The 21,627-nt window shown below is 67.3% G+C and carries 25 protein-coding genes; all 25 read left to right on the plus strand.

Annotated features, from left to right (window positions below; all coding sequences use genetic code 11):
* The first annotated feature begins 21 nt into the window (after positions 1–21).
* The 25 genes from ACRAQ3_RS06425 (at position 22) to ACRAQ3_RS06545 (ending at position 21,559) form a co-directional block, all read left to right on the plus strand.
* On the plus strand, positions 22–558 hold the full coding sequence (locus ACRAQ3_RS06425; RefSeq protein WP_432256064.1) for a terminase small subunit: 537 nt from the start codon (positions 22–24) through the stop codon (positions 556–558).
* Positions 555–2,489 carry a phage terminase large subunit family protein gene (locus ACRAQ3_RS06430; protein WP_432256065.1) on the plus strand — a complete coding sequence of 645 codons (1,935 nt, stop codon included), beginning with the start codon at positions 555–557 and terminating at the stop codon, positions 2,487–2,489. Before ACRAQ3_RS06425 ends, ACRAQ3_RS06430 begins: the two co-directional genes overlap by 4 nt.
* A 15-nt stretch (positions 2,490–2,504) precedes the next feature.
* On the plus strand, positions 2,505–3,032 hold the full coding sequence (locus tag ACRAQ3_RS06435; protein WP_432256066.1) for a hypothetical protein: 528 nt from the start codon (positions 2,505–2,507) through the stop codon (positions 3,030–3,032).
* A 1-nt stretch (position 3,033) separates the two neighbouring features.
* The gene (locus ACRAQ3_RS06440) at positions 3,034–4,608 is read left to right on the plus strand and encodes a phage portal protein (RefSeq protein WP_432256067.1); all 1,575 of its coding nucleotides are present in this window, start codon (positions 3,034–3,036) and stop codon (positions 4,606–4,608) included.
* Positions 4,556–6,640 (plus strand): phage major capsid protein, encoded by a 2,085-nt coding sequence (locus ACRAQ3_RS06445; RefSeq protein ID WP_432256068.1) that lies wholly within the window; start codon positions 4,556–4,558, stop codon positions 6,638–6,640. The genes ACRAQ3_RS06440 and ACRAQ3_RS06445 overlap by 53 nt, the downstream gene beginning before the upstream one ends.
* Before the next feature lie 66 nt (positions 6,641–6,706).
* Complete coding sequence (locus ACRAQ3_RS06450; RefSeq protein WP_432256069.1) at positions 6,707–6,925, plus strand: hypothetical protein; 219 nt, start codon at positions 6,707–6,709, stop codon at positions 6,923–6,925.
* 3 nt (positions 6,926–6,928) lie between these two features.
* Complete coding sequence (locus ACRAQ3_RS06455) at positions 6,929–7,264, plus strand: head-tail joining protein (protein ID WP_432256070.1); 336 nt, start codon at positions 6,929–6,931, stop codon at positions 7,262–7,264.
* The gene (locus ACRAQ3_RS06460) at positions 7,251–7,796 is read left to right on the plus strand and encodes a phage tail protein (RefSeq protein WP_432256071.1); all 546 of its coding nucleotides are present in this window, start codon (positions 7,251–7,253) and stop codon (positions 7,794–7,796) included. The genes ACRAQ3_RS06455 and ACRAQ3_RS06460 overlap by 14 nt, the downstream gene beginning before the upstream one ends.
* Positions 7,793–8,329, plus strand: a complete 537-nt coding sequence (locus tag ACRAQ3_RS06465) for a hypothetical protein (protein ID WP_432256072.1) — start codon at positions 7,793–7,795, stop codon at positions 8,327–8,329. The genes ACRAQ3_RS06460 and ACRAQ3_RS06465 overlap by 4 nt, the downstream gene beginning before the upstream one ends.
* A complete protein-coding gene (locus ACRAQ3_RS06470; protein WP_432256073.1) occupies positions 8,326–8,814 on the plus strand; it encodes a phage baseplate assembly protein V in 489 nt (162 codons plus the stop codon). The genes ACRAQ3_RS06465 and ACRAQ3_RS06470 overlap by 4 nt, the downstream gene beginning before the upstream one ends.
* A gap of 211 nt (positions 8,815–9,025) precedes the next feature.
* The gene (locus ACRAQ3_RS06475; protein WP_432256265.1) at positions 9,026–10,000 is read left to right on the plus strand and encodes a flagellin; all 975 of its coding nucleotides are present in this window, start codon (positions 9,026–9,028) and stop codon (positions 9,998–10,000) included.
* A gap of 423 nt (positions 10,001–10,423) precedes the next feature.
* Positions 10,424–10,759: a GPW/gp25 family protein gene (locus ACRAQ3_RS06480; RefSeq protein ID WP_432256074.1), complete on the plus strand. Its 336-nt coding sequence runs from the start codon at positions 10,424–10,426 to the stop codon at positions 10,757–10,759.
* Positions 10,759–11,658, plus strand: a complete 900-nt coding sequence (locus ACRAQ3_RS06485; RefSeq protein ID WP_432256075.1) for a baseplate assembly protein — start codon at positions 10,759–10,761, stop codon at positions 11,656–11,658. Before ACRAQ3_RS06480 ends, ACRAQ3_RS06485 begins: the two co-directional genes overlap by 1 nt.
* Positions 11,651–12,187 (plus strand): phage tail protein I, encoded by a 537-nt coding sequence (locus ACRAQ3_RS06490; RefSeq protein ID WP_432256076.1) that lies wholly within the window; start codon positions 11,651–11,653, stop codon positions 12,185–12,187. The genes ACRAQ3_RS06485 and ACRAQ3_RS06490 overlap by 8 nt, the downstream gene beginning before the upstream one ends.
* Complete coding sequence (locus ACRAQ3_RS06495; protein ID WP_432256077.1) at positions 12,187–14,184, plus strand: gp53-like domain-containing protein; 1,998 nt, start codon at positions 12,187–12,189, stop codon at positions 14,182–14,184. Before ACRAQ3_RS06490 ends, ACRAQ3_RS06495 begins: the two co-directional genes overlap by 1 nt.
* A gap of 4 nt (positions 14,185–14,188) precedes the next feature.
* Positions 14,189–14,728 carry a hypothetical protein gene (locus ACRAQ3_RS06500; protein ID WP_432256078.1) on the plus strand — a complete coding sequence of 180 codons (540 nt, stop codon included), beginning with the start codon at positions 14,189–14,191 and terminating at the stop codon, positions 14,726–14,728.
* Entirely contained in the window at positions 14,725–15,090 is a 366-nt protein-coding gene (locus tag ACRAQ3_RS06505; RefSeq protein WP_432256079.1) for a DUF1353 domain-containing protein, read from the plus strand. Before ACRAQ3_RS06500 ends, ACRAQ3_RS06505 begins: the two co-directional genes overlap by 4 nt.
* 15 nt (positions 15,091–15,105) lie before the next feature.
* Entirely contained in the window at positions 15,106–15,432 is a 327-nt protein-coding gene (locus tag ACRAQ3_RS06510; RefSeq protein ID WP_432256080.1) for a DUF5658 family protein, read from the plus strand.
* A gap of 78 nt (positions 15,433–15,510) precedes the next feature.
* Complete coding sequence (locus tag ACRAQ3_RS06515; protein WP_432256081.1) at positions 15,511–16,704, plus strand: phage tail sheath subtilisin-like domain-containing protein; 1,194 nt, start codon at positions 15,511–15,513, stop codon at positions 16,702–16,704.
* Positions 16,704–17,210 carry a phage major tail tube protein gene (locus ACRAQ3_RS06520; RefSeq protein WP_432256082.1) on the plus strand — a complete coding sequence of 169 codons (507 nt, stop codon included), beginning with the start codon at positions 16,704–16,706 and terminating at the stop codon, positions 17,208–17,210. Before ACRAQ3_RS06515 ends, ACRAQ3_RS06520 begins: the two co-directional genes overlap by 1 nt.
* 12 nt (positions 17,211–17,222) lie before the next feature.
* Positions 17,223–17,507 (plus strand): phage tail assembly protein, encoded by a 285-nt coding sequence (locus tag ACRAQ3_RS06525; protein ID WP_432256083.1) that lies wholly within the window; start codon positions 17,223–17,225, stop codon positions 17,505–17,507.
* 117 nt (positions 17,508–17,624) lie between these two features.
* Complete coding sequence (locus ACRAQ3_RS06530) at positions 17,625–19,961, plus strand: hypothetical protein (RefSeq protein ID WP_432256084.1); 2,337 nt, start codon at positions 17,625–17,627, stop codon at positions 19,959–19,961.
* Positions 19,958–20,371, plus strand: coding sequence for a phage tail protein (locus ACRAQ3_RS06535; RefSeq protein WP_432256085.1), 414 nt, complete (start codon positions 19,958–19,960; stop codon positions 20,369–20,371). The genes ACRAQ3_RS06530 and ACRAQ3_RS06535 overlap by 4 nt, the downstream gene beginning before the upstream one ends.
* Positions 20,337–20,558, plus strand: a complete 222-nt coding sequence (locus tag ACRAQ3_RS06540; RefSeq protein WP_432256086.1) for a tail protein X — start codon at positions 20,337–20,339, stop codon at positions 20,556–20,558. Before ACRAQ3_RS06535 ends, ACRAQ3_RS06540 begins: the two co-directional genes overlap by 35 nt.
* The gene (locus tag ACRAQ3_RS06545) at positions 20,555–21,559 is read left to right on the plus strand and encodes a contractile injection system protein, VgrG/Pvc8 family (RefSeq protein ID WP_432256087.1); all 1,005 of its coding nucleotides are present in this window, start codon (positions 20,555–20,557) and stop codon (positions 21,557–21,559) included. The genes ACRAQ3_RS06540 and ACRAQ3_RS06545 overlap by 4 nt, the downstream gene beginning before the upstream one ends.
* The last annotated feature ends 68 nt before the right edge of the window (positions 21,560–21,627 follow it).

A 21,627-nucleotide genomic window follows, 5' to 3' on the forward strand; every position in this document is an offset into this window, starting at 1 on the left:
CGGCCGGTGGGGGCGGCTCGCATGAGCAACCGGATCCAGCGCGGCGAGGTGCTGAACCGCACCGAGATGGCCCGGCACCTCGGCGTCGCCATGCCCACCCTTGACGAGTGGGTGCGGCGCGGCTGCCCGGTGGTCGAACGCGGCGGGCGTGGGCGGCAGTGGAAGTTCAACTCGGCCGAGGTGCGAACCTGGCGTGACGAGGACATCCGCCACCAGATGGCCGACACGCGGCTCGCCTCTACCGAGGAGCTGAAGCGGCGCAAGCTCGCGGCCGAGACCGAGACGGTCGAGCTCGATCTCGCCAAGGCGAAGGATCTGGTGGTGCCGGTCGAGCAGTTCGAGCGCGCGCTCGCCAAGGCCTTCGGCGAGGTGCGAGCCGGCCTGCGCAATGTCGTGCCCGGCCGCGCCGCGCGCCGGCTGATCGGCGAGAGCGACGAGACGCGGGTCAAGGCGGTGCTGCTCGACGAGATCGACCAGGCGCTGACGGCGCTCGCCGACGAGACCCTCATCCACGAGGACGATCTCGAGCTGGACGAGGACGAGAGCGAGGGGGGGTGACGGATCTCGCGCCCTTCGCCAACGGCGCGGCGCTGGTGCGCGCGGCGCACCGGGCCGGGGCGTTCCTGCGCCCGCCGCCGCGGCTGAGCCCGTCGGAATACGCCGAGCGCGCGGTGCATATCCCGATCGGCAACGCGGTGCCCGGGCCGATCCGCTTCGACAACGCGCCCTACCAGCGGGAGCCGCTCGACATGACGGCCGACCCGGCCTGCTCGCGGATCTCGCTGATGTGGGGCGCCCAAGTCGGCAAGACGCTGCTGGCGCTCTGCGCCCAGTCCTACAGGATCGAGCACAACCCGGTCAGCCAGATCATGATGCAGCCGAGCCAAGGCGACCTGCACACCTGGCTCGAGACCAAGTTCAACCCGCTGGTCGACGCCAACGATGCGCTGCAGGAGCTGATCGCCAAGCCGCGCGGGCGCGACGGGGTGAACAACCAGCGCATGAAGTCCTACCCGGGCGGGTTCCTGATGTTCTCCTGGTCGGGCTCGCCGAAGACGATGCGCGGGCGCTCGGCGCCGTTCATCGTCTGCGACGAGACCGACGGCTACGACCGCACCCATGAGGGTCACCCGGTGTCGCTGCTGTGGCAGCGGGCCGCGACCTTCGGCGACCAGCGGTTGCTGATGGAGATCTCGACGCCCACCTTCAAGGGCGCCTCGCATATCGAGGATGCGTTCGAGGCCGGGGACCGCCGGCGCTTCCACGTGGCATGTCCCGATTGCGGGCATCATCAGCACCTCAAATGGGGGCAGGTCAGCTGGTCGAAGGACGAGGCGGGCGAGCACCGCCCCGAGACCGCGGGCTATGTCTGCGAGGACTGCGGCAGCGTCTGGACCGATGCGCAGCGCATCGCGGCCATCCGGAGCGCCGAGCGCGCAGGCGCCGGCTGGAAAGCGGAGAAGCCGTTCCGGGGCCACGCCTCCTACCACCTCAACGAGCTCTACAGCTGCTTTCGCAAGCTCGGCGACATCGTGCAGTCGTTCCTCGACAAGAAGGCGCAGGGGGACCTGCAGACCTTCGTCAACGTGTCGCTCGCCGAGACCTGGGAGGAGGAGGGCGACCAGGTCGACGGGGCCGCGCTGATGCAGCGGGCGCATGCCTTCGCGGCACCGGTGCCGCGCGGGGCGGCCATGCTCACCGCCGGCATCGACATGCAGCAGGATCGCCTCGAGGTCGAGATCGTCGGCTGGGGCCTGGGCGAGGAGAGCTGGTCGATCGACTACCGGGTGCTCTGGGGCGACCCGCTCCGGCCGGAGGTCTGGGCCGAGCTCGACGCAGTCCTAGCCGAGACTTGGGAGCACGAGAGCGGCGCGCAGCTCGGGATCTCCGGCGCCTGCCTCGACACCGGCGGCAGCGAGGGACTGACCTCGGCCGCCTATGACTATGCCCGGGGCAAGACGGCGCGCCGGCTCTTCGCCATCAAGGGCGTGGGCGGCTGGGGTCGGCCGATCGTCTCGGCGCCAAGCCGCAAGAAGTCGCGGCGCACGCGGCCGGTGCCGCTGTTCCCGGTGGGTGTCGACGAGGCGAAGCTGGTGGTGGCCAAGCGCTTCGCCATCGCGGACCCCGGCCCGGGCTTTTGCCATGTGCCCGACACGCGCGCGCCGGAGTGGTTCGCCCAGGCCACGGCCGAGGCGCTGCGCACCCGCAAGGTGAAGGGCTTCTCGGTGCGGGAGTGGCACAAGACCCGCGACCGCAACGAGGCGCTCGACTGCCGGGTCTACGCCTATGCCGCGCTGAAGCTGGTGAACCCGAACCTCGCGCGCCTGACAGCAGGACTCGCCGGAGAGGAAGACACCGAGAACGAGGCACCCGCCGCTGTGCCGCCTGCGGGCAGCGAGACGGGGAACCCGCCAGAGGATGCAACGCCGCCCGTGCCCGAGACTGCCGGAAAGCGGGTCTGGCGTCCCAAGAGGCGCCGCCGCAGCTAGGCACAAGGTGAGGCGGTGGCGTCCATTCCTTCCCAGATCTCCGCGGGGCTGACCTTCGAGGCGGTGCTCTCGGTGCCCGAATACCCGGCACCCGGCTGGACGCTGTCGCTGGCGCTGCGCGGCCCGGCCTCGATCGACGTCGACGGCACGGGCGAGGGCGGGGAGCATCGCATCGCGGCCGATGCCGCGACCACTTCCGGCTGGGTGCCGGGTGCGTACTGGTACCAGGTCCGGGCGACGGACGGCACCGACGTGCAGCTGGTCGAGGAGGGGCAGGTCCGGATCCTCGAGGATCTGGCGGCCGCGGCTGCCGGCTTCGACAGCCGGTCGCATGCCGAGCGCGTGCTCGAGGCCATCGAGGCGGTGATCGAGGGGCGCGCCAGCATCGACCAGCAGTCTTACCGCATCAACAACCGCGAGCTCACCCGCACGCCGATCCGCGACCTGATGCAGCTGCGCAGCCGGTACCGCGCCGAGGTGCGGGCGCAGCGCATGGCGAAGCGCGGTCGCGGGGCCGCCCGCCGCCATCTCGTGAGGTTCTGACATGCCGCTGTTCCGCAAGCGCGAGGCCGAGGCGCGCGTCGAGCCCGTGGTCGAGGGATCGACCAACATCCCGAAGGTCAGCCGTGGTCGCTCGCGCGGTGCCCGGGTCGCGGTGCGGCACTATGATGCCGGCCAGTCCGATCGCCTGACCGGCAGCTGGGGCACGATGCCGCTGACGGCCGATGACGTGGTGCGCCGCAACCAGCGGGTGCTGGTGGCGCGCTCGCGCGAGCAGGCGGCGAACAACGACTACGGCCGATCCTTCCTGCGCATGGCCAGCCAGAACATCGTCGGCCCGCGCGGGGTGCAGCTGCAGGCGCAGGCGAAGGACAGCGACGGCACGCTCGATCGGGCGGCGAACGACGCGATCGAGGCGTCTTGGGCAGCGTGGGGGCGGCGCGAGAACTGCGATGTCACGGGCCGCATGTCTTGGCGCCAGATCCAGAAAGTGGCGATCCAGTCGGCGGCGCGGGATGGCGAGTTCTTCGTGCAGATCGTGACGGGGCGCGATGCGGGCCCGTGGGGCTTCGCGGTGAACCTGCTGGATGCGCAGCGCTGCCCCGTCGACATGGACGAGGTGAGCCTGCCGGGTGGGCGTTTCATCCGGCACGGGATCGAGTTCAACCGCTGGGGACGCCCGGTCGCGTATCTGTTCACGACGACCGCGGCGGAAGAGTCGGACTACAGCTACGGCGGCCGCTCCTTCGTCCGGATCCCGGCCGATCAGGTGATCCATGGTTTCGTCACCGACATGGTCGGCCAGAAGCGCGGCATCCCGTGGATGGCGACCTCGCTGTGGCGGATGCAGCAGCTGGGGCAGTTCGAGAAGGCGGCGCTGGTCAATGCGCGCGAGGCCGCGAACAAGCAAGGCTTCCTCGAATGGGAGGAGGGCTACGGTCCCGAGCTCGATGACGACGCAGATGTCGAGATCGAGAGCGAGGCCGGGGTCTATCACGAGCTTCCGGCGGGCCTGCGCTTCAAGAGCCACGATCCGAACTATCCCTCGGGCGAGTTCGCGGCGTTCTCGAAGAGCCAGCTGCGCGGCATCGCCTCGGGCCTCGGCGTCTCCTACGTGAACCTCGCCTCCGACCTCGAAGGCGTGAACTTCTCGTCCATCCGGCAGGGCACGCTCGACGAGCGCGAATACTGGAAGGAGCTGCAGGAGTGGCTGGTCGAGGCGCTGATCCAGCCGGTCTATGACCTATGGATTTCGCGGGCGCTGCTGGCGGGGCAGATCGCGATCGGGGGCAAGCCACTGCCGGCGGCGAAGCGCGGGAAGTTCGCAGCCTGCTCCTGGCAGCCACGGCGCTGGGACTGGATCGACCCGAACGCGGACGTGAAGGCGGCCGTCGCGGCAAAGGACAACCTGCTCATCGCGCCCAGCCAGATCATCCGCGACCGCGGGCTCGACCCGCAGACGGTCTGGCGCGAGATCGCGCGGGACATCGAGGACATGCGCGCGGCCGGCATCCCCGAAGAGGTGATCGCGGCCGTCATTACCAAGAAAGCGGAAGGGGGCTCCCATGGACCGAGAGCAGCAGCCGGCGAAGGCGCCGGACCGGGCGGCGACGCCTGACAAGGCGGGATCGGCCCGCGAGATCGTGGGGCGGGTTCTAACGCGCGGCGTCACGCCCGAGCAGATCAACGCCGGTGGTACTGATGGGCACGCGCCCCTGGTGCGAATGGCCGAGGTTCGCGAGATCGACACCGAGGCGCGGACCGTAGAGCTCGCCTTTTCGTCCGAGATCGAGGTCGAGCGCTGGTTCGGCATCGAGGTGCTGAGCCACGAGCCGGGCGCGGCGCGTATGGAGCGGCTGCTCGACGGCGCGCCGCTGCTGCTCGACCACAACCGCCGCGACCAGATCGGGGTGATCGAAAGCGCCCGGATTGACGGCGACCGGCGCGGCCGCGCGGTGGTTCGCTTTGGCAAGTCGGCGCGGGCGCAGGAGATCTTCGATGATGTCCGCGACGGCATCCGCAAGCACGTCTCGGTCGGCTACCTGGTCCACAAGCTCGAGATCGAGGAGCGCGCCGGGCAGGCGGACCTTGTCACCATCACCGACTGGGAGCCGATCGAGGTGTCGATCGTCTCGATCCCGGCGGATGCCTCGGTGGGTGTCGGGCGTGCGGCCGGCGCGGGGAACCCGCCAGAGGAACGGCGCGCCGCATCGTCGGATGATCGGAACACTGAAGACGCGGACGGCATGCCCGCCGCAGGGTCGCAACAGCGGAGTGATGCGATGAAAACGAAGATCCTTCGGGATGGCGCGGGCAACCTGGTGCGCGCGAAAGTCGATGACGATGGCAACATCGTCGAAACCCTCGAGGTGCTCGAAGAGGCGGGTGAGGGCGAACGCCAGATGCAGCGCACCGGCTCGGAAGCCGAACGCGCCCGCGTTCGCGAGATCATGGATATGGGCGAGCAGTATGGCGCGGCCGACTTGGCGCGCGATTTCGTGCGCGACGGCCAGTCCGCCGCCGAGTTCCAGCGCGCGCTGCTCGACCACATGAATGGCGAGCGGTCCGCCTCGCCGCTCTCGGAGCGTTCGAACATCGGCCTGACCGAGCGCGAGGCAGGGCAGTTCTCCTTCGTCCGGGCCATCCAGGCGCTGGCCGACCCGACCAACCGCCGCGCGCAAGAGGCCGCCGCGTTCGAGTTCGAGGCCAGCGAGGCCGCAGCCCAGGCGATGGGCCGCTCGGCCGAGGGCATCATGGTGCCGCCCGATGTGCTCAACCGTGCGCTCAACACCTCGACCACGGGCACCGCCGCGGGCGACACGGGCGGCAACGCGGTGGCCACCAACCTGCTGTCGCAGTCCTTCGTCGACATGCTGCGCAACCGCGCGGTGCTGATGCGCCTGGCGACGCCGCTGGCGGGCCTCGTGGGCAACGTCGACATCCCCAAGCAGGCGAGCGGGGCCTCCGGCTACTGGATCGGCGAGGATGACGATGCGCCCGAGGACAACCTCGAGCTCAGCCAGTTCGGCATGTCGCCGAAGACCGTGGCGGCTTTCTCGGAAATCACCCGCAAGCTGCTGAAGCAGTCGAGCCTCGACGTCGAGGCGCTGGTGCGCCGCGATCTCGCGACCGCCCTGGCGCTGACCATCGACAAGGCGGGCTTCTATGGCACCGGCGCCGGCAACCAGCCGCTCGGCATCAAGAACACCTCCGGCGTCAACGCGGTCGATTTCGGCGGCGCGGTTTCCGGTGGCGGTGTCCTCAAGCCGACCTGGCAGGAGGTCGTGGCGATGGAGAGCGAGATCGCGGCCGACAACGCGGACGTGAACTCGATGGCCTACGTGATGGGCTCGGGCCTGCGCGGTCACTTCAAGACCACGCCGAAGGAGGCAGGCACCGGCCAGTTCATCTGGGAGAACGGCGGCACCGTGAACGGCTACCGCTCGGAGGTGACCAACCAGGTGGTAGCGGGCGATCTGTTCTTCGGCAACTTCGCCGACCTGATCATCGGCATGTGGGGCGGTCTCGACATCACCGTCGACCCCTACTCGAACTCGAAGAAGGGCCGTCTGCGCATCGTCACCATGCAGGACGTCGACTTCGCCGTGCGCCGCGCCGAGAGCTTCTGCTACGGCTCCGACGCCAGCTGATCCCTGACTGCGGCGGCCGGATGATCCCGGCCGCCGCCATACCCCACCTCACCGGAGACCTGCTGCATGTCCAAGACCCACCAGTTCGATGTCGTCTCTGCCTTCGTTCACGAGGGCAAGATCCGCACGCCGAAAAACAAGGTCACGCTCGAGGAGCGCGACGCGAAGCCGCTGCTCGAGCGCGGCAAGATCAAGATCGCCAAGGGCGGCGCCGACAAGCCTGCGGCCGACAAGCCCGCAGCCAAGAAGGCGGACGAGCAGAAGTCGGCCGGCGGCAAGGAGTAATCCATGCCGACCCGGCCCGCATGGGACGATCTGGGCGCCTTCCTGCAGCTCGACGAGTTCGCCACCGAGGCGACCGTCACGCCGCAGGGAGGCGTTTCCCGTTCCGTCACCGGCATCTTCGACGAGGCGTTCCTGAATGCCGAGATCGGCGAGTACGAGCTCGACAGCACGCGGCCGCGCTTCACGGCGCGCGAGGCGGATCTGGCGGGCCTCGGCCGGGGCGATGTTGCGATGATCGATGGCGCGAGCTTCGTGGTGCTGACCAGCCCGCAGACGGACGGCACCGGCATGGCGGTGCTTGAGCTCGCCCGGCAGGAGGCCGGCGATGCTGCATTTTGATTTCAACGGCTCCGACCTAAAGCGCATTGCCGACGAGTTCGGCGCTTCGGAGAAGCAGCTGGAATTCGCATACAGCCGGGCGCTGCGGCGGACCGCGTCGCGGATGAGGACCATGGCGCGCAAAGGCCTGCGCGAGCGGCTCGACCTGCGCTCGGCGACCGAGCTGCGCAAGCGTCTGCATGGCTTTCGGTTCAAGAAGGGCAATCAGCTCGGAGAGGTGCGGATGTGGTTCGGCCTGAACGACCTGCGTGCCTCGGCGTTCAAGGGGCGGCCCAGACGAACGGCCAGCGGTGCGGAGATGGCGGGTCGGGAGGTGACTGGCGGCTTCGTCGGTCGAAACAGGAAGGGCCGGCGCACCGTCATGCGGCGCACCGGGCCGACACGCCACCCAATCGCGGAAGCAAGGCTGGGGATCCTGGATGAAGCCGAGACATTCGTCGAAGACGAGGTGTTCAGCGAACTCGAACGCGTCTTCATGCAGAACTTTCGCCATGAGATTCGCGCGCGGACCATCTATGAGGTCGGGAAATGAACGCTGACACCGAGCTCGACCTCGACACGCTGCACACCGCCATCGCCAGTGCCGTCTCGGCCGCGATGCCGCAGTTCCGGTCGGTGCAGTCCTATCCCACGAGCCGATCCGGTCTGCCGCTCCCGGCCGTCCTGGTCGAACTCGAGGATTTCGAGGCGGCGCCCGATGCCGATCCCGGCACCGAGCAGCTGGCGGTGGTCGCCCGCTTCCGGGCGCATGTCATCCTCGGCATGTCCACCCCGGACCTGCAGCGGCAGGTCCGCAAGGCGGCGACTTCCTTGGCGCATGTGGTGCATCTCAACCGCTGGGGCCTTCCGGTGGAGCCGGCGCGGGTGACGCTCATCGCGCCGGACCCGTTCGATCCCGCGCTCGACCAATACGAGGTCTGGGCGGTGGAGTGGGAGCAGGTGCTGCATCTCGGCGCGTCTGTATTCGAGGAGGGCGTCCTACCGTCCGATGTGCTGGTCGGCATCGATCCCGAGACCGGACCCGACCATGTCGCGGATTATCAGTCAGTCGAGGGCGGGGCATGACGTTCCAGGCGGCAGAGGCCGAGCGCCGCGGTGCCGGCATTGCGCGCTCGGGCCGGGTGATCGCGGTCAACCCGGCGCAGGCGCGCGCGCAGGTCAGCTTCGGCGGCGAGACGCGCTCCGCTTGGCTGCCCTTCATGGCGGTGCGGGCGGGCGCCGCGAAGATCTGGGCGCCGCCTATCGTGGGCGAGCTCGTCTGGGTCCTGTCCGAGTCGGGTGATACCGCGCAGGGCGTGATCCTGGGCTCTGCCTTCACAGCCGCAGAGCCTGCGCCGTCGAGCGAGGCGGAGGCGGTCGAGGTGCATGTTGGCGACGCGCGGTTCGTCATCAAGAACGGCTTGATCGAGCTCTCGGCCGGGGGCACGACAGTGACGCTTTCGTCGGCCGGTCTCGCGCAGACGGGCGGGGCCGTCAAACATGACGGGACCGATATCGGAAAGACCCACATCCACCAGCACGGCGAACCGAACACCTCGCCACCGGTTTGACCCCTCGACTACTGCCCAGTGAAGAGAGAGGCGAGTGCCTTGGCAACTGTGGCATATGTGGGGTTTTGGCCATCCGCAGTTGCTCACCCTCAGAAAGTTGTCATGTCGCCACAAACAGGCCTCATTCCATGGTTTTAGAGATATTCGCCGCGGCGGTCATGCCGACTTCGTCAGAAAGACGATCGAACAGTTAGAACGCTGGAGAACTGAAATGTCTTCAATCCTCACCAACAGCTCCGCGATGTCCGCCCTCTCGACCCTGCGGAACATCAACTCGAACCTGAACAGCACCCAAGACCGCATCTCGACCGGTCTGAAAGTGTCTTCGGGCAAGGACAATGCCGCCTACTTCGCGATCTCCGAGACGATGAAGGGCGACAGCGGCATGACCAAAGCGGTCAACGAAAGCCTGACCCTGACCAAGAACTCGGTCGCGACCGCGCGTCTCGGCGCCGAGCAGTTCTCGGACCTGGCGACGGAATTCCGCGACAAGGTCGCCTTCGCAATGGAGAACAAGGGCGGTCTCGGCGAAATCGAAGCCGACCTGAAGCGTCTTGTTGCCGACATGGGCGCGATCATGTCGCAGTCGACCTTCAACGGCGATGACCTAGTCAACGCCGGCAAGAAGGCCGCCGACGGCACGACTCCGGCGGTCGCAGAAGCTATGGATAGCGTGGGTGTATTCACCGTTTCCGCTACCCCCAGCTCCAAAGCTGCCGATCGCGAGATCATCACCGGCATCAGCCGCGACTCTGCTGGCGCGCTGCAGACCACGAAGATCACCGTTTCGCCGGTGGATCTCAACAAGCAGCTGGAAACCTTCAATTCAATCGCCGCCAACTTTGCAACCTACGCTGGCGACACAACTAAAACCGACGGCGACGCTACCCTCGTCGATGGTGATGAGTTCCTCGCCGCCGCCCTGGCAAAGGCCGACGAAGCAACGAAGGCCACGGTCGATGCAGCCACTTCGCTGGGTCAGTCCGAAAAGTCGATCGAGCGTCAGCAGGAGTTCCTGACCAAGCTCTCCGACAACCTCGACGCCGGCGTCGGCGCGATGGTCGATGCGAACATGGAAGAGGAAGCGGCCCGTCTGCAGGCGCTGCAGGTCCAGCAGCAGCTGGCGTCGCAGTCGCTCTCGATCGCCAACCAGGCGCCGCAGAACATCCTGAGCCTGTTCCGCTAAGACAAATGGCGGCCCGCCCTCCGGGGCGGGCCGCACCTGCCGGACCAGCAGTGAGCTTCACTAGCTTCTGGTTGGCCTACATGCTGACGCATCTTATAATTCGGGCCACGGCCGTGCATGGTGGGTGCTGTCGTATCTCTCATGCAGTTCTCGTGGCTTGGAAGTGTAAAATCTGGAACCTGCTTTGGCAGTACAATTCCAGACTGGCGCCATTTGCGCAAATCCACCCCCTCCACACACTGTCTGCTCGTCATCGCGACCGCTGCATCCAAGGCGCTCGATCCTTGGGATTGTGATAGGGTGCTTCCCGCTTTTCCGCCTGGGTAATTAGAGAAATGGCGCTGCCACTCGCTACGAGTATAGGCGGCTGCCACGGGGAACCCGCCAGAGGATTACGCGCTACCGCGCGGCGATGCTCGCGCCATGATCGGCATTGATGCACACACGGGCAAGGCGCTGGCGGGGGCTGACCATCTCCGGCAGTCGGTGCGCGACATCCTGACGACGCCTGTCGGCACGCGCGTGATGCGGCGCGAGTACGGCAGCCGGCTCTATCGCCTGGTCGATGAGCCGATGAACCGCGCGACCATCCTAGAGATTTATGCGGCCACGGCCGAGGCGCTGGCGCGGTGGGAGCCGCGCATTCGTGTCGAGCAGATCTCGGCCGAGGTCGAGGTGGGCCGCGTCAGCCTGTCGCTCGAGGCCAGCTACGTGCCCGAGGGCCAGCTGATCGTGATCGATGGAATTGAGGTGACCTGATGGCGAGCTCGTTCACGCCTGTTGACCTGTCGCAGCTGCCGGCGCCGCAAGCGGTCGAGCCGCTCGACTTCGAGGCGATCTTCTCTGCCATGCTGGCGGACCTGCGCGCGCGGGCGCCCGAGTTCGACGCGCTGCTCGAAAGCGACCCGGCCTATAAGGTGCTCGAGGTGGCGGCCTACCGCGAGGTGCTGATCCGGCAGCGGGTGAATGATGGCGCGAAGGCGGTGATGTTGGCCTATGCCACCGGCGCCGACCTCGACCAGCTGGGGGCGCTGTTCGGTGTATCGCGGCTGCTGATCGGCGCGGGCGACGACACCGTGATCCCGCCCATCCCGCCGACTTATGAGGCGGACCGCGACTTTCGGCGCCGGATCCAGCTGTCGCTCGAGGGCTACAGCACGGCCGGGCCGGTGAAGGCGTACCAGTATCATGCGCTCTCGGCCGATCCGGATGTGCTGGACGCCTCGGTCCTCTCCGAGACGCCGGGCGATGTGCTGGTGTCGGTGCTCTCGCGGACCGGAGACGGTACGGCGCCCGCGAGCCTGATCGCGGCGGTCGATGCGCTGCTGTCATCGGACGATGTCCGGCCGCTGACGGACATCGTCACCGTTCGCGGCGCCACCATCCAGAATTACGCCGTCTTGGCGACGCTCTACTTCCACAGCGGTCCGGACCGATCGGTGGTGATGGTGCAAGCGCAGGAGGCGATCGAAGCCTACACGGCCGCGCAGCTCCGGCTTGGCCATGACGTGACGCTGAGTGGCATTTATGCGGCGCTGCACCAGCCGGGCGTGTCGCGGGTCGAGCTCACGGCGCCCACCGCCTCGATCTTGATCGACAAGAAAACGGCCGCCTACTGCACCGCCATTACGCTGACCGATGGGGGCGTCGATGAGTGATGCCGTCTCGCTGCTGCCTGGCAACGCCTCGACCGGTGAGCTCGCGCTCGAGCAGGCGACGGCCCGGGTTGGGGCTGTGCCGGTCCCGGTCGGGGACCTGTGGGATCCGGACACCTGTCCGGTGCCGCTCTTGGGCTGGCTTGCCTGGGCTATGTCGGTGGATGACTGGGATCCGAAGTGGTCGCCTGATGCAAAGCGGGCAGTGATCCGGGCGTCCTATGACGTGCATCGTCGCAAGGGGACGCCAGGCGCGGTCAAGGAAGCGCTGCGCGCGGCCGGCTACGGCGACTCGACGCTGGTCGAGCGCTTCGGCTGGGGGGACGCCAACACGCCGGACGATCATTGGGCCGAGTACCGCATCACCATCACGCGGCCGATCTCGGCCGAGCAAGCGGCGACCCTACGCGACATCCTGTCCTCGATTGCTCCGGTGCGCTGTCGCCTCGCCGCGATCGACTTCACCGAGGCCACCCACCTTTACAACGACGTCATCACCTATGACGGCGCCTTCACGCATGGAGTTGTCTGATGGCAGACCTGCCCGAGTCCGCAACCTATCCCGCTGGCATCTACCAGCTCGAGCAGACCGACCCGGTTGTCGGTGGTCCGCCCAATCTCGCCACCGGCGAGGGCATGTCGAACGTGCAGGCACAGCAACTCGCCGACCGAACGAAATGGCTGAAGACCGAATTGGAAAGCCGTACCGCGCCGGCCGCGATCCTGGCCGGGCTGAAGACCGTCGACGGAGCGGGCTCGGGGCTCGACGCGGACCTTCTCGACGGCTACGCCCCCTCGACGAGCGCCGACGCCAATACGATTGCCCGGCGCGACTTCCAAAGAGACATTCACGCGCGCCTTCTTCGCTCGGACTATGCGAACCAGTCGACGATCCCCAACGGGGCAACCATCGCGATGCGGATCGATGCGACGACTGATAACTATGTTCGCCTTGTCACCGCAGCCGGCTTCGTCGCATGGCTGAACGCGAACAATTCGGGACTGAACGCGGACACGGTCGACGGCCTGCATTCCAGCAGTTTCTTGCGGAAAGACGTTAACGATGTCACGAGCGGGGCTCTGACGATCAACGGGGGCGGACTTTACGTCGACGCTGCCAATAGTTCCGGCAATGCGTTTTTTTACCTGCGCGATGAAACGGACAAGGCGCGCGCCCTTCTGTTTTGGAATCGGCTGACCGACGAGATCGAGCTTCGCCGCTACGCACCCGACGGCGCAACGCTTAGCGGCCGCATCGAGATCGACAGCGGCGGGGTTGTTAAGATCAATGGAAGCACCGCTTGGCATGCGGGCAATGACGGTTCCGGTTCCGGTCTCGACGCTGACCTTCTAGACGGCAAGAACAGCGGTGACTTCGTTTCCTATGACAACGGGGTCGCGTCCGGCCTTAGCCTAGGGAAGTATATCTATCTAAGGGACTATGACGACGGCTTCGGCGCAAACACCGGAATTCGATCATATGTCCGGGATGGCGCTTGGTATCTTCAGAAAAACACGTCTGAGACGAACGCGCTTCGCCTTTTCGTCGACGGCAATATCGTCTGGAACGCCGGCAATCATGGCTCGGGCTCGGGGCTGGACGCGGATAAATTAGACGGGCAACACCTGTCCTATTTCCAGCAGGATCTAGAAAACCGCAACGCCATTGAACTCGCGCGCGGCCTGTCGGGCGACCGTGGTGCCTACCTCGATATGCATGCATCCGATGCCGTTGATTATAGCGCCCGCCTCATTCGGTACGGGGGTACCGATGGCAACATGCAGTTGGTTCAGAGCGGCGCGGGCGTTATCACCATCAATGGCGGCAGCGACCTGCAGCGCAATGGCTACACCGTCTGGCACGCCGGGAACGACGGCGCCGGTTCGGGCTTGGACGCCGACAGATTCGACGGGCTGGATAGTTGGCAGTTCCTTCGCTCTGATGTCAGCGACGGAATGAACGGATCTCTGACGGCATTCGCGACAATCGTTCCCCATAACCCGGGCAACGCGGCAGGCCAATCCTTCAGGGATGGCCTGACATATCGGGCAGGCGATACCGCTATTGGTCATCCCGAAAATTACTTTACCTCTCTATCGGTAAAAGACAGTTTGCATCGGCACTTTCAGATCGGAGCGAACAAGAACTCGCAAAAGATGTATTTCCGATCGGTCGAAGACCCGACGCTTCTCGGGGGCTGGGGGGCGTGGCAAGAAATCTGGCACGCCGGGCGCGCGGCCGCCTCTCTCGCGTCTAGCGGATATCAGATGCTTCCTAGCGGCCTGATCCTCCAATGGCGCGCCGGTGCGAACGGCCACAATTCCTTGCTGACCTTCCCCATCGCGTTCCCGAATGCTTGCTTTGGGGTCGCCTTTGGCGACGTAAACGGCCCCGACACCACCGCAAATGCTGACGTCTTGAGCTACGCGAACCTGACCAAAACCGGCTTCACCTTCCGTCCCTACAACAACAACGGAGCGCCGAGTAGCGGCGGCACCGACTACTTCTTCATCGCCTTGGGGTACTGACTGAATGGCACGCTACGCGAATTATGACCCAGCCGATGGGCGGATCATCGGCTTCTATGACGACGCCATCCATGCGGAAATCCCGGAGCCGCGCCGCGAGCTTTCGGATGCGGAGTGGGAGAACCGCTTCGACAAGCGCCTCGATCTCTCGGCCGAGGGACTGCCGCTCGTGCCTGAAGAAGCGCCGGCATTCCAGCCGGAGGGGGCGCATGTCGACGCCGAGCGCGATCGGCGCCTCGCGCTCGGTCTGACGGTTCAAGTCGAGGGCTACGGCCCGGTCCCGGTGCAGGGTCGCCAGGCGGACCAGATCAACCTGCTCGCGCTCAAGGACGGCGCGCGCGACCTGGTCGCGGCCGGGATCACCGATCCCTCGATCGAATTCCGCGACGGGGCGAACGTGCTGCATATCCTGACGCCGGCGCAAATGATCGACCTCGCCAACAAGGGCAAGGCGGCGGCCGCCGAGATCTATGCGGCCGCGTGGGCGCTGAAGGACAACCCGCCCATCCCGGCCGACTATGCGGCGGACGCGTACTGGCCATGAGCCGCTACACCGCGAGCTTGCCGCTGTTCGAGCCGCAGGGCTGTCGCGGGCCGCTCTGCAACTACTACCGCACGTTGTTCCCGATCGAGTGGGAGGTCGGGTGCCGGAGTTCGGGGCTCCGGGTGTCGGTGCCCGAGCGAACCCTGTTCAACGTCTCGACCCCGCCCGGCCTGCGCTGGCTGGTCAGCCCGCATGACCAGCGCTTCATGAAGGCGGCCGCGTTGCATGACCACCTGCTCGCCCAGGGCTGGGACCGTCTCACGGCCGGCGCGGTCTTCGCCGAGGCTCTGCGGGCCGATCGGGTGCCGAGCCCGCTGCGCCTGGTCATGTGGCTGGCCGTCAGCCTCTACAAGTGGCGCTGATAACAGGAGGAGCCCATGCCCATCGATCTCTGGTCCGCCATCGTCGCGGCCTATCATACCCCGGCCGTGCTGATCGGGGTCGCGCTGCAGCTGCTCGACGTGCTCTCGACGCTGCTCGTCCTGCGCCTGCCGGGCGGCCGTGAGAGTAACGCGGTCGTGGCCGCGCTGATCGAGGTCGCGGGCCCGTTCTGGCCGGTGGTCAAGGTCGCGGTGACCACAGCCGGGCTCGTCGGCTTCGCGCTCTCGTCGGTGCCTGCGTTCGTCTGGATCGTGAACGGCGCGATGGCATGGGTTGTCTGGCACAACCTCGGCGTCCTCGATCGGCAGCGCCGCCGCAACTGAGCGGGGAACCCGCCAGAGGAAACCGCGCGGCGCCTTCGCCATCGTCCTCGGGAGAGGTTTAGTACGCGAGGGCGAAAGATGACTTTTCTGCATGGCGTCGAGGTGCTCGAGGTCGACAGCGGCGCACGGCCCATCCGGACCGTTCGCACTGGCGTGATCGGCATCGTCGGCACGGCGCCGGGGGCCGATGCCTCCAAGTTCCCACTGAATACGCCGGTTCTGATCGCAGGCTCGCGCGCGGATGCGGCGAAGCTCGACGCGACGGTCGACGGCACCGGCGGTGGCACTCTGCCGGCGGCGCTCGACGGCATCCTCGACCAGATCGGCGCCGTGATGATCGTGGTGCGGGTCGATGAGGGTATCGATGAAGCCGGCACTCTCGCCAATGTCACCGGCGGCGTGAACGCGACCACCGGTCAGTTCGAGGGCGTGCACGCGCTGATGGCGGCCGAGGCGGTGGTCGGCTTCGCGCCCAAGATCCTGTGCGCGCCGGGCTGGACCCACCAGCGCCCGACCGATCTCGCGAACCCGGTGGTGGCCGAGCTCGAGGGCATCGCGGATCGCCTGCGCGCGATCATCGTCGCGGACGGCCCCAGCACCACCGATGACGACGCGCAGACCTATGCCAGCGATTGGGGCACCTCGGGCCGCGTCTACGTGGTCGATCCGTGGGTGAGCGTGCTAGACGGTTCGAGTAATGTCGTCTTCGAGCCGGCCTCGGCACGGGTCGCGGGTGTGATCGCGCGGACCGATGCCGATCGGGGCTTCTGGGTATCGCCCTCGAACAAGGGCGTGTTCGGGATCATGGGCACCGCGCGTCCGGTCGACTTCAAGTTGGGCGACGCGGCAAGCCGCGCGAACCTGCTGAACGAGAACAACGTCGCCACCATCATTCGCCAGGACGGCTTCCGCCTCTGGGGCAACCGGGTGCCGACCGCCGATCCGAAGTGGCAGTTCATCTCGGTCCGCCGCATCGCCGACGCGATGCATGAGAGCATCCAGCGGGCGCATCTCTGGGCCGTCGATCGCAACATCACCAAGACGTATCTCGAGGACGTGGCGGATGGCGTGAACGGCTATATCCGCACGCTGATCGAGCGCGGCGCCCTCCTGGGGGGCGAGTGCTACGCGGATCCCGATCTCAACACCTCGGCCTCGATCCAAGAGGGCAAGGTCTATTTCAATCTGCGGTTCACGCCGCCGTACCCGGCCGAGCACATCACCTTCCGCTCGCACCTGGTTGACGACTACATCACGGAGGCTCTGGGCTGATGGCTGCGCGCGACATCCTGCGAAACTTCAACCTGTTCGTGGACGGCCGGGGCTTTGCCGGCAACGTCTCGGAATACTCGCCGCCCAACCTGTCGATCGCGACGGAGGATTTCCGGGCCGGCGGCATGGACGCGCCGATCGCGCTCGACATGGGCATGGAGGCGCTCGAGGCGTCCTTCGTGCTCACCGCCTACGACGCGGACGTGCTGGCGCTGTGGGGGGTGGCCGAGGGTCAGTCGATCAACTGCACGGCGCGCGGCGCGGTGGAGAGCTATGACGGCACCGTGAAACCGGCCGTGCATCGCCTGCGCGGCAAGATCACCTCGCTGGCCCGCGGCACCTGGCAGGCGGGCCAGCAGGCGCCGCTCACCGTAACGATGCGCCTCGAGTACTATGCCGAGGAGCATAGCGGTCGGCAGCTGCACGAGATCGATATTCCCAACATGGTCCGGCGCATCGATGGCGTCGACCAGCTCGCCGCGCGCCGCGCCGCGCTCGGCCTGTAAGGAGGGCAGGGGATGTCTCGGAAACTGCCCGACTACATCACCGAGGGGGAGGACGGCGCCCTCTCGGTCGACCTGCTGCGCGGCATCGAGATCGCGGGCGCCAAGGTCAAATCGCTGACGCTGCGCGAGCCGACGCTGAACGACCAGCTGGCAGCCCAGAAGGGCAATGCCAGCGAGGCCGAGCTCGAGGTGGCGCTGATCGCCAACCTGGCCGAGGTCACACCCGAGGAGCTCCGCCGCGCGAAGATGCGGGACTACGGGCGGCTGCAGGAAGCGCTCGGTTTTTTTTATGGCTGACGCCTGAGGCGGTGCGCCGCGGGGCGCTCCGCCTGGCGAGCCGGACGGGCTGGTCCGAGGCGTCGATCCTGGGCATGCGCACCTCCCGCTTCGTCTGGTGGATCGAGGGGCTAAAGAATGGCAAACCAACGCCTTAACGCGACGATCACGATCGGTGGCGCCTTGTCCACTTCGGTGGGCAAGGCGCTGCGCGGCCTGCGCGGTGGCCTCGAGGGCGTCGGCGACGAGATCAAGCAGGTCACCGGGCGCCAGAAGGAGCTCTCGAAGCAGCGCGGCGTCTATGAGCGGCAGGGCCGATCGGTCGAGGCGCTCGATCGCGAGTACGAGGATCTTGGGCGGACCCTCGATGCGCTGCGCCGCAAGCAGGAGCGCTGGGAACGTGCGGCTGTCGCCTCCAACCGCGTGGGTGAGCGTTTCCGCTCCACCGCCTCCGAAATAGGCCGGGCGGCCCGTATCGGTGGCGTGGGTCTGACCTTCGCCGCCGGTGCCGCGGCCGCGATGACGCGCAATGTCGCGTCCAACATGACCGAGCAGCAGAACTGGTCGAAGCGCCTGGGCGTCTCGACCGAGTTCCTGTCGAACCTCAGCTATGCCGCGGGCCAGTTCGGCGCCGAGAACGACGCGGTGATCGACGGCCTCAAGGAGCTGTCGCTGCGCGCGGACGAGTTCGCGAAGACCGGCAAGGGCTCGGCCGAGGAGGCGTTTACGCGTCTCGGCTTCAGTCGCAAGGAGATCAAGGCGCTCAGCTCGGACACCGAGGCGCTGTTCGACGCGGTGAAGAAGAAGCTCGAAGAGGTCGACAATGCCGGCGCTCGTCAGCGGATTGTGGACGAACTCCTGGGAGGCACGGCCGCCGAGCAGATGATCGAGTTCCTGACGATCGCACAGGAAGAGTACGTGGCTCTGAAGCAAGAGTCTCGCCGGGCCGGGGCCGAGATCAGCAGCGCGAACGGGGTCATCGCAAGGGAGTTCGAGCGGCGCTACGATCGGGTTGGGCAGATCCTGATCGGGCTGCAGCGCACGGTCGGTATCGCTGTCATGCCGGGCCTGACCGGCGGGCTCGAGCGCTTCGGAGATCTCCTGATCGAGAACCGGGATGAAGTTGCGGCCTTCTCCGAGACGTTGGTCGACCGCGTCGGGCGGGCTCTCCCGGCTTTTCTCGAGCTCGCCTCCGGAGCGGGCTGGCTCGCAGACAAGACCCTGACGGCCGTCGGGACAGTGGCCGAGCTGATCGGCGGATGGGAGAAGCTTGGTATCGTTATCGGCGCCACCTTTGGAGCGCACGTTGCCTTGAAGATCGGCGGCGTGATCTTCGCGGTCGGCAAACTCGGGCTCGCAGTTCTGGGCCTGACCGGCGTAACCGGGGTGGCTCGCACGGCGTTTAGCAAGTTGCGCGAAACGATTGTGACTGAAGTCGGTACATCTGCCGCCGCCGCCGAAGCTGCCGGTGCTCGTATGCGGCGAGCCCTCAACATTCGTGGAGCGCTACTCGCGGCGAACCTCGGGATTGCTGCACTAAACTTGCCGGATACGCCGGAAGGGCTCGGCCAGCATATCCAGAACCGCCGGGCCTCGACCGAGGAGGGCCTGCGCAACGCGCCGGTGATCGGCAGCATGATGCGCGGCTTCGATAACGTGGTCGAGTGGGTTCATGGCCCGGATGACGCGGCTCCGTCCGAGCCGCCGGCACCGAGCTTCGGGCCGACGCCGCCCGCGCCGATGCGCCCCGCGACACGCCCGGCGCCCGGCCGGCCCACATCCCGGCCTGAGCCGGGGGACGAGGTGCAGCGTCGGGCGCGCGGCGGCCCGTTCGGCAAAGGCTGGCGCCTGGTTGGCGAGGAGGGCCCCGAGCTCGAGTTCATGTCGCGGACCGGCTTCATCGCCACGGCCCGGGAGACGCGGGGGCTCGCCGGGCTTCTGGAACGGGCGCGCGCTGCCATGGGTGGGGCGTTCGACGGCGTGGCCGAGGACGGGGCGCCCGCGCCCGCACATCAATCCCCCGTCGCGGGCGGCATCCTCGCGGCGCTGCGTCGCTTGTCGGCGCTGCCGGGGTATGCGACGCGGGGCAAGGCGCCGGATGTTCCTGCCGGCTCCCAGGCAGCGCGCATGGCCGATCGTCCGAAGCTGCCCGGCGCGCTCATGCGCTCCATCCGTCCGGCCGCCGATCGCCCGGCGCCGGCAGGGCAGGGGCTCGCCGCCATCGCCGATCGAGCCTTCGCCGCGCTTGATCGAGTGGCGGACCTGCCGGGACTTCAGCCGGTGGAGCGCTCGGTGCCGGCCGCGGCCGAGCGGGCCTCGGCCGCTCCGGTGACGCAGCACATCACCATCAATGCGGCAGGGATGTCGGTCGAGCGCCTGGTCGCCGAGCTCGAATGCCGGCGGCGCGATGCCGCGTCGGGGGCGCTCTATGACGGTGTCACTGACTTCGGCCAGTACGGGAGGGGCTTCGCATGAGCGAGCCGATGCTGCAGCTGGGGGCCTTCCAGTTCTCGGTCGATAGCGCCGCGTTCCAGGAACTCACGCGGGAGAGCGAGTATCGCTGGGCCGCGCAGGAGCGGCTCGGAGCCCATGACGCGCTGCAGTTCACCGGGACGCGCGCCGAATCGATCGAGCTGCGCGGCGTGATCTATCCCTTCCACCGGGGCGGGCTCGGCCAGCTGAACCGGATGCGGCTGCAGGCGTCGGTCGGCGTCCCGCTGCCGCTGGTCACCGGCACCGGCTCGGTGCTCGGGCTGTGGGTGATCGAGAGCATCCGCGAGGGCCAGCAGGTCTTCGCGGCGGGGGGCGCCCCCCAGCGCCAGGAATTCGACATGAGGCTTCGGAGGTATGATGGCGGATGGCGTCAGGTCCTATCGCTCTTCTGAGGGCGATACCGTCGACCTGCTGGTCTGGCGGCACTACGGCCGGCTCGACGGCCGCCTGGTCGAGCGCGTGCTCGAGGTGAACCCCGGGCTGGCCGCGCAGGGTCCGATCCTGCCGGCCGGTATCGAGGTGGTGATGATCGAGGACCCGGGCCCCGGCGAGATCGAGACCGTGAGGCTCTGGGGATGATCAACTCGCGCCCCGCTTTCCGCCTGACGGTCGATGGTAAGGATGTGACGTCGCTGTTCGCCTCGCGCCTGATCGACCTGTCGCTGACCGATGGCGCCGGCGTCGAGGCGGACCGGTTGCGGGTGCGGCTTTCGGATGCGCTGCCGTTGGCACGACTTCAGGAGCCATCCTTCGGCGCCGAGATCAGGGTCTGGCTCGGCTACGGCCTCTCGGCCAAGTACATGGGGCTGTTCATCGCCGAGCAGGTCGAGGTCGGCGGCGCGCCTGATGAGATGGTCATCACCGCCGGAGCCTCACCCACCGGCGAGAGCTCGGGCGGCAAGTCCGCCCTGACCGAGCAGCGGTCGCGCTCTTGGCCGGAGGGCACGACCGTATCCGACCTGGTTTCTACCGTCGCATCGGAGCACGGCATGAAGCCCGCCGTTTCGAGCAGCCTCGCCTCGATCCCGTTGCCGCATCTCGACCAGGTCGATGAGAGCGACATCAACCTGCTCTCGCGCGTGTCGCGGGATCTCGATGCCCTGGTGAAACCCGGCGATGGACAGATCGTGTTCGCCAAGCGCGGCGAAAGCCTCACCGTCGCGGGCAAGCCCATGCCCGTGATCGCCCTGACACCGCAGGACGTCTCGTCATGGCGCGCTGGGCGCAATCTGCGGGATCGGCCGGGGACGGTTATCACCACCTATGGCGATCGGGAGGCGGGGGATGCGTTCGCGTGCAAGGCGGGAACCGGGAAGCCGGTTCGGCGGCTGCGCCATCGCTATCCGAGCAGGGCGGCTGCGCAGGCAGCGGCCGATGCCGAGTACCGCCGCGCGGTCCGATCCGAGCGTGGCCTCGAGCTCGATCTGCCGGGCAACCCGGACCTCATCGCCGAAGGCAGGGTGCAGCTGTCCGGCTTCCGGTCCTATGTTGATGGGGAGTGGCTCATCGCCCGGGTGCAGCACTGGCTCGATGCTAGCGGCTACCGATGCTCGGTGACAGGGGAAACGATAGGCAACTAACCATAGACGTGATTTATGCAGTGCCTCAGCTTCAAAATCTATATTTAAGAGGTAGTTAGGCCAGAGCT

The organism is Limimaricola sp. AA108-03, from assembly GCF_050847355.1.
Lineage (GTDB): Bacteria > Pseudomonadota > Alphaproteobacteria > Rhodobacterales > Rhodobacteraceae > Limimaricola.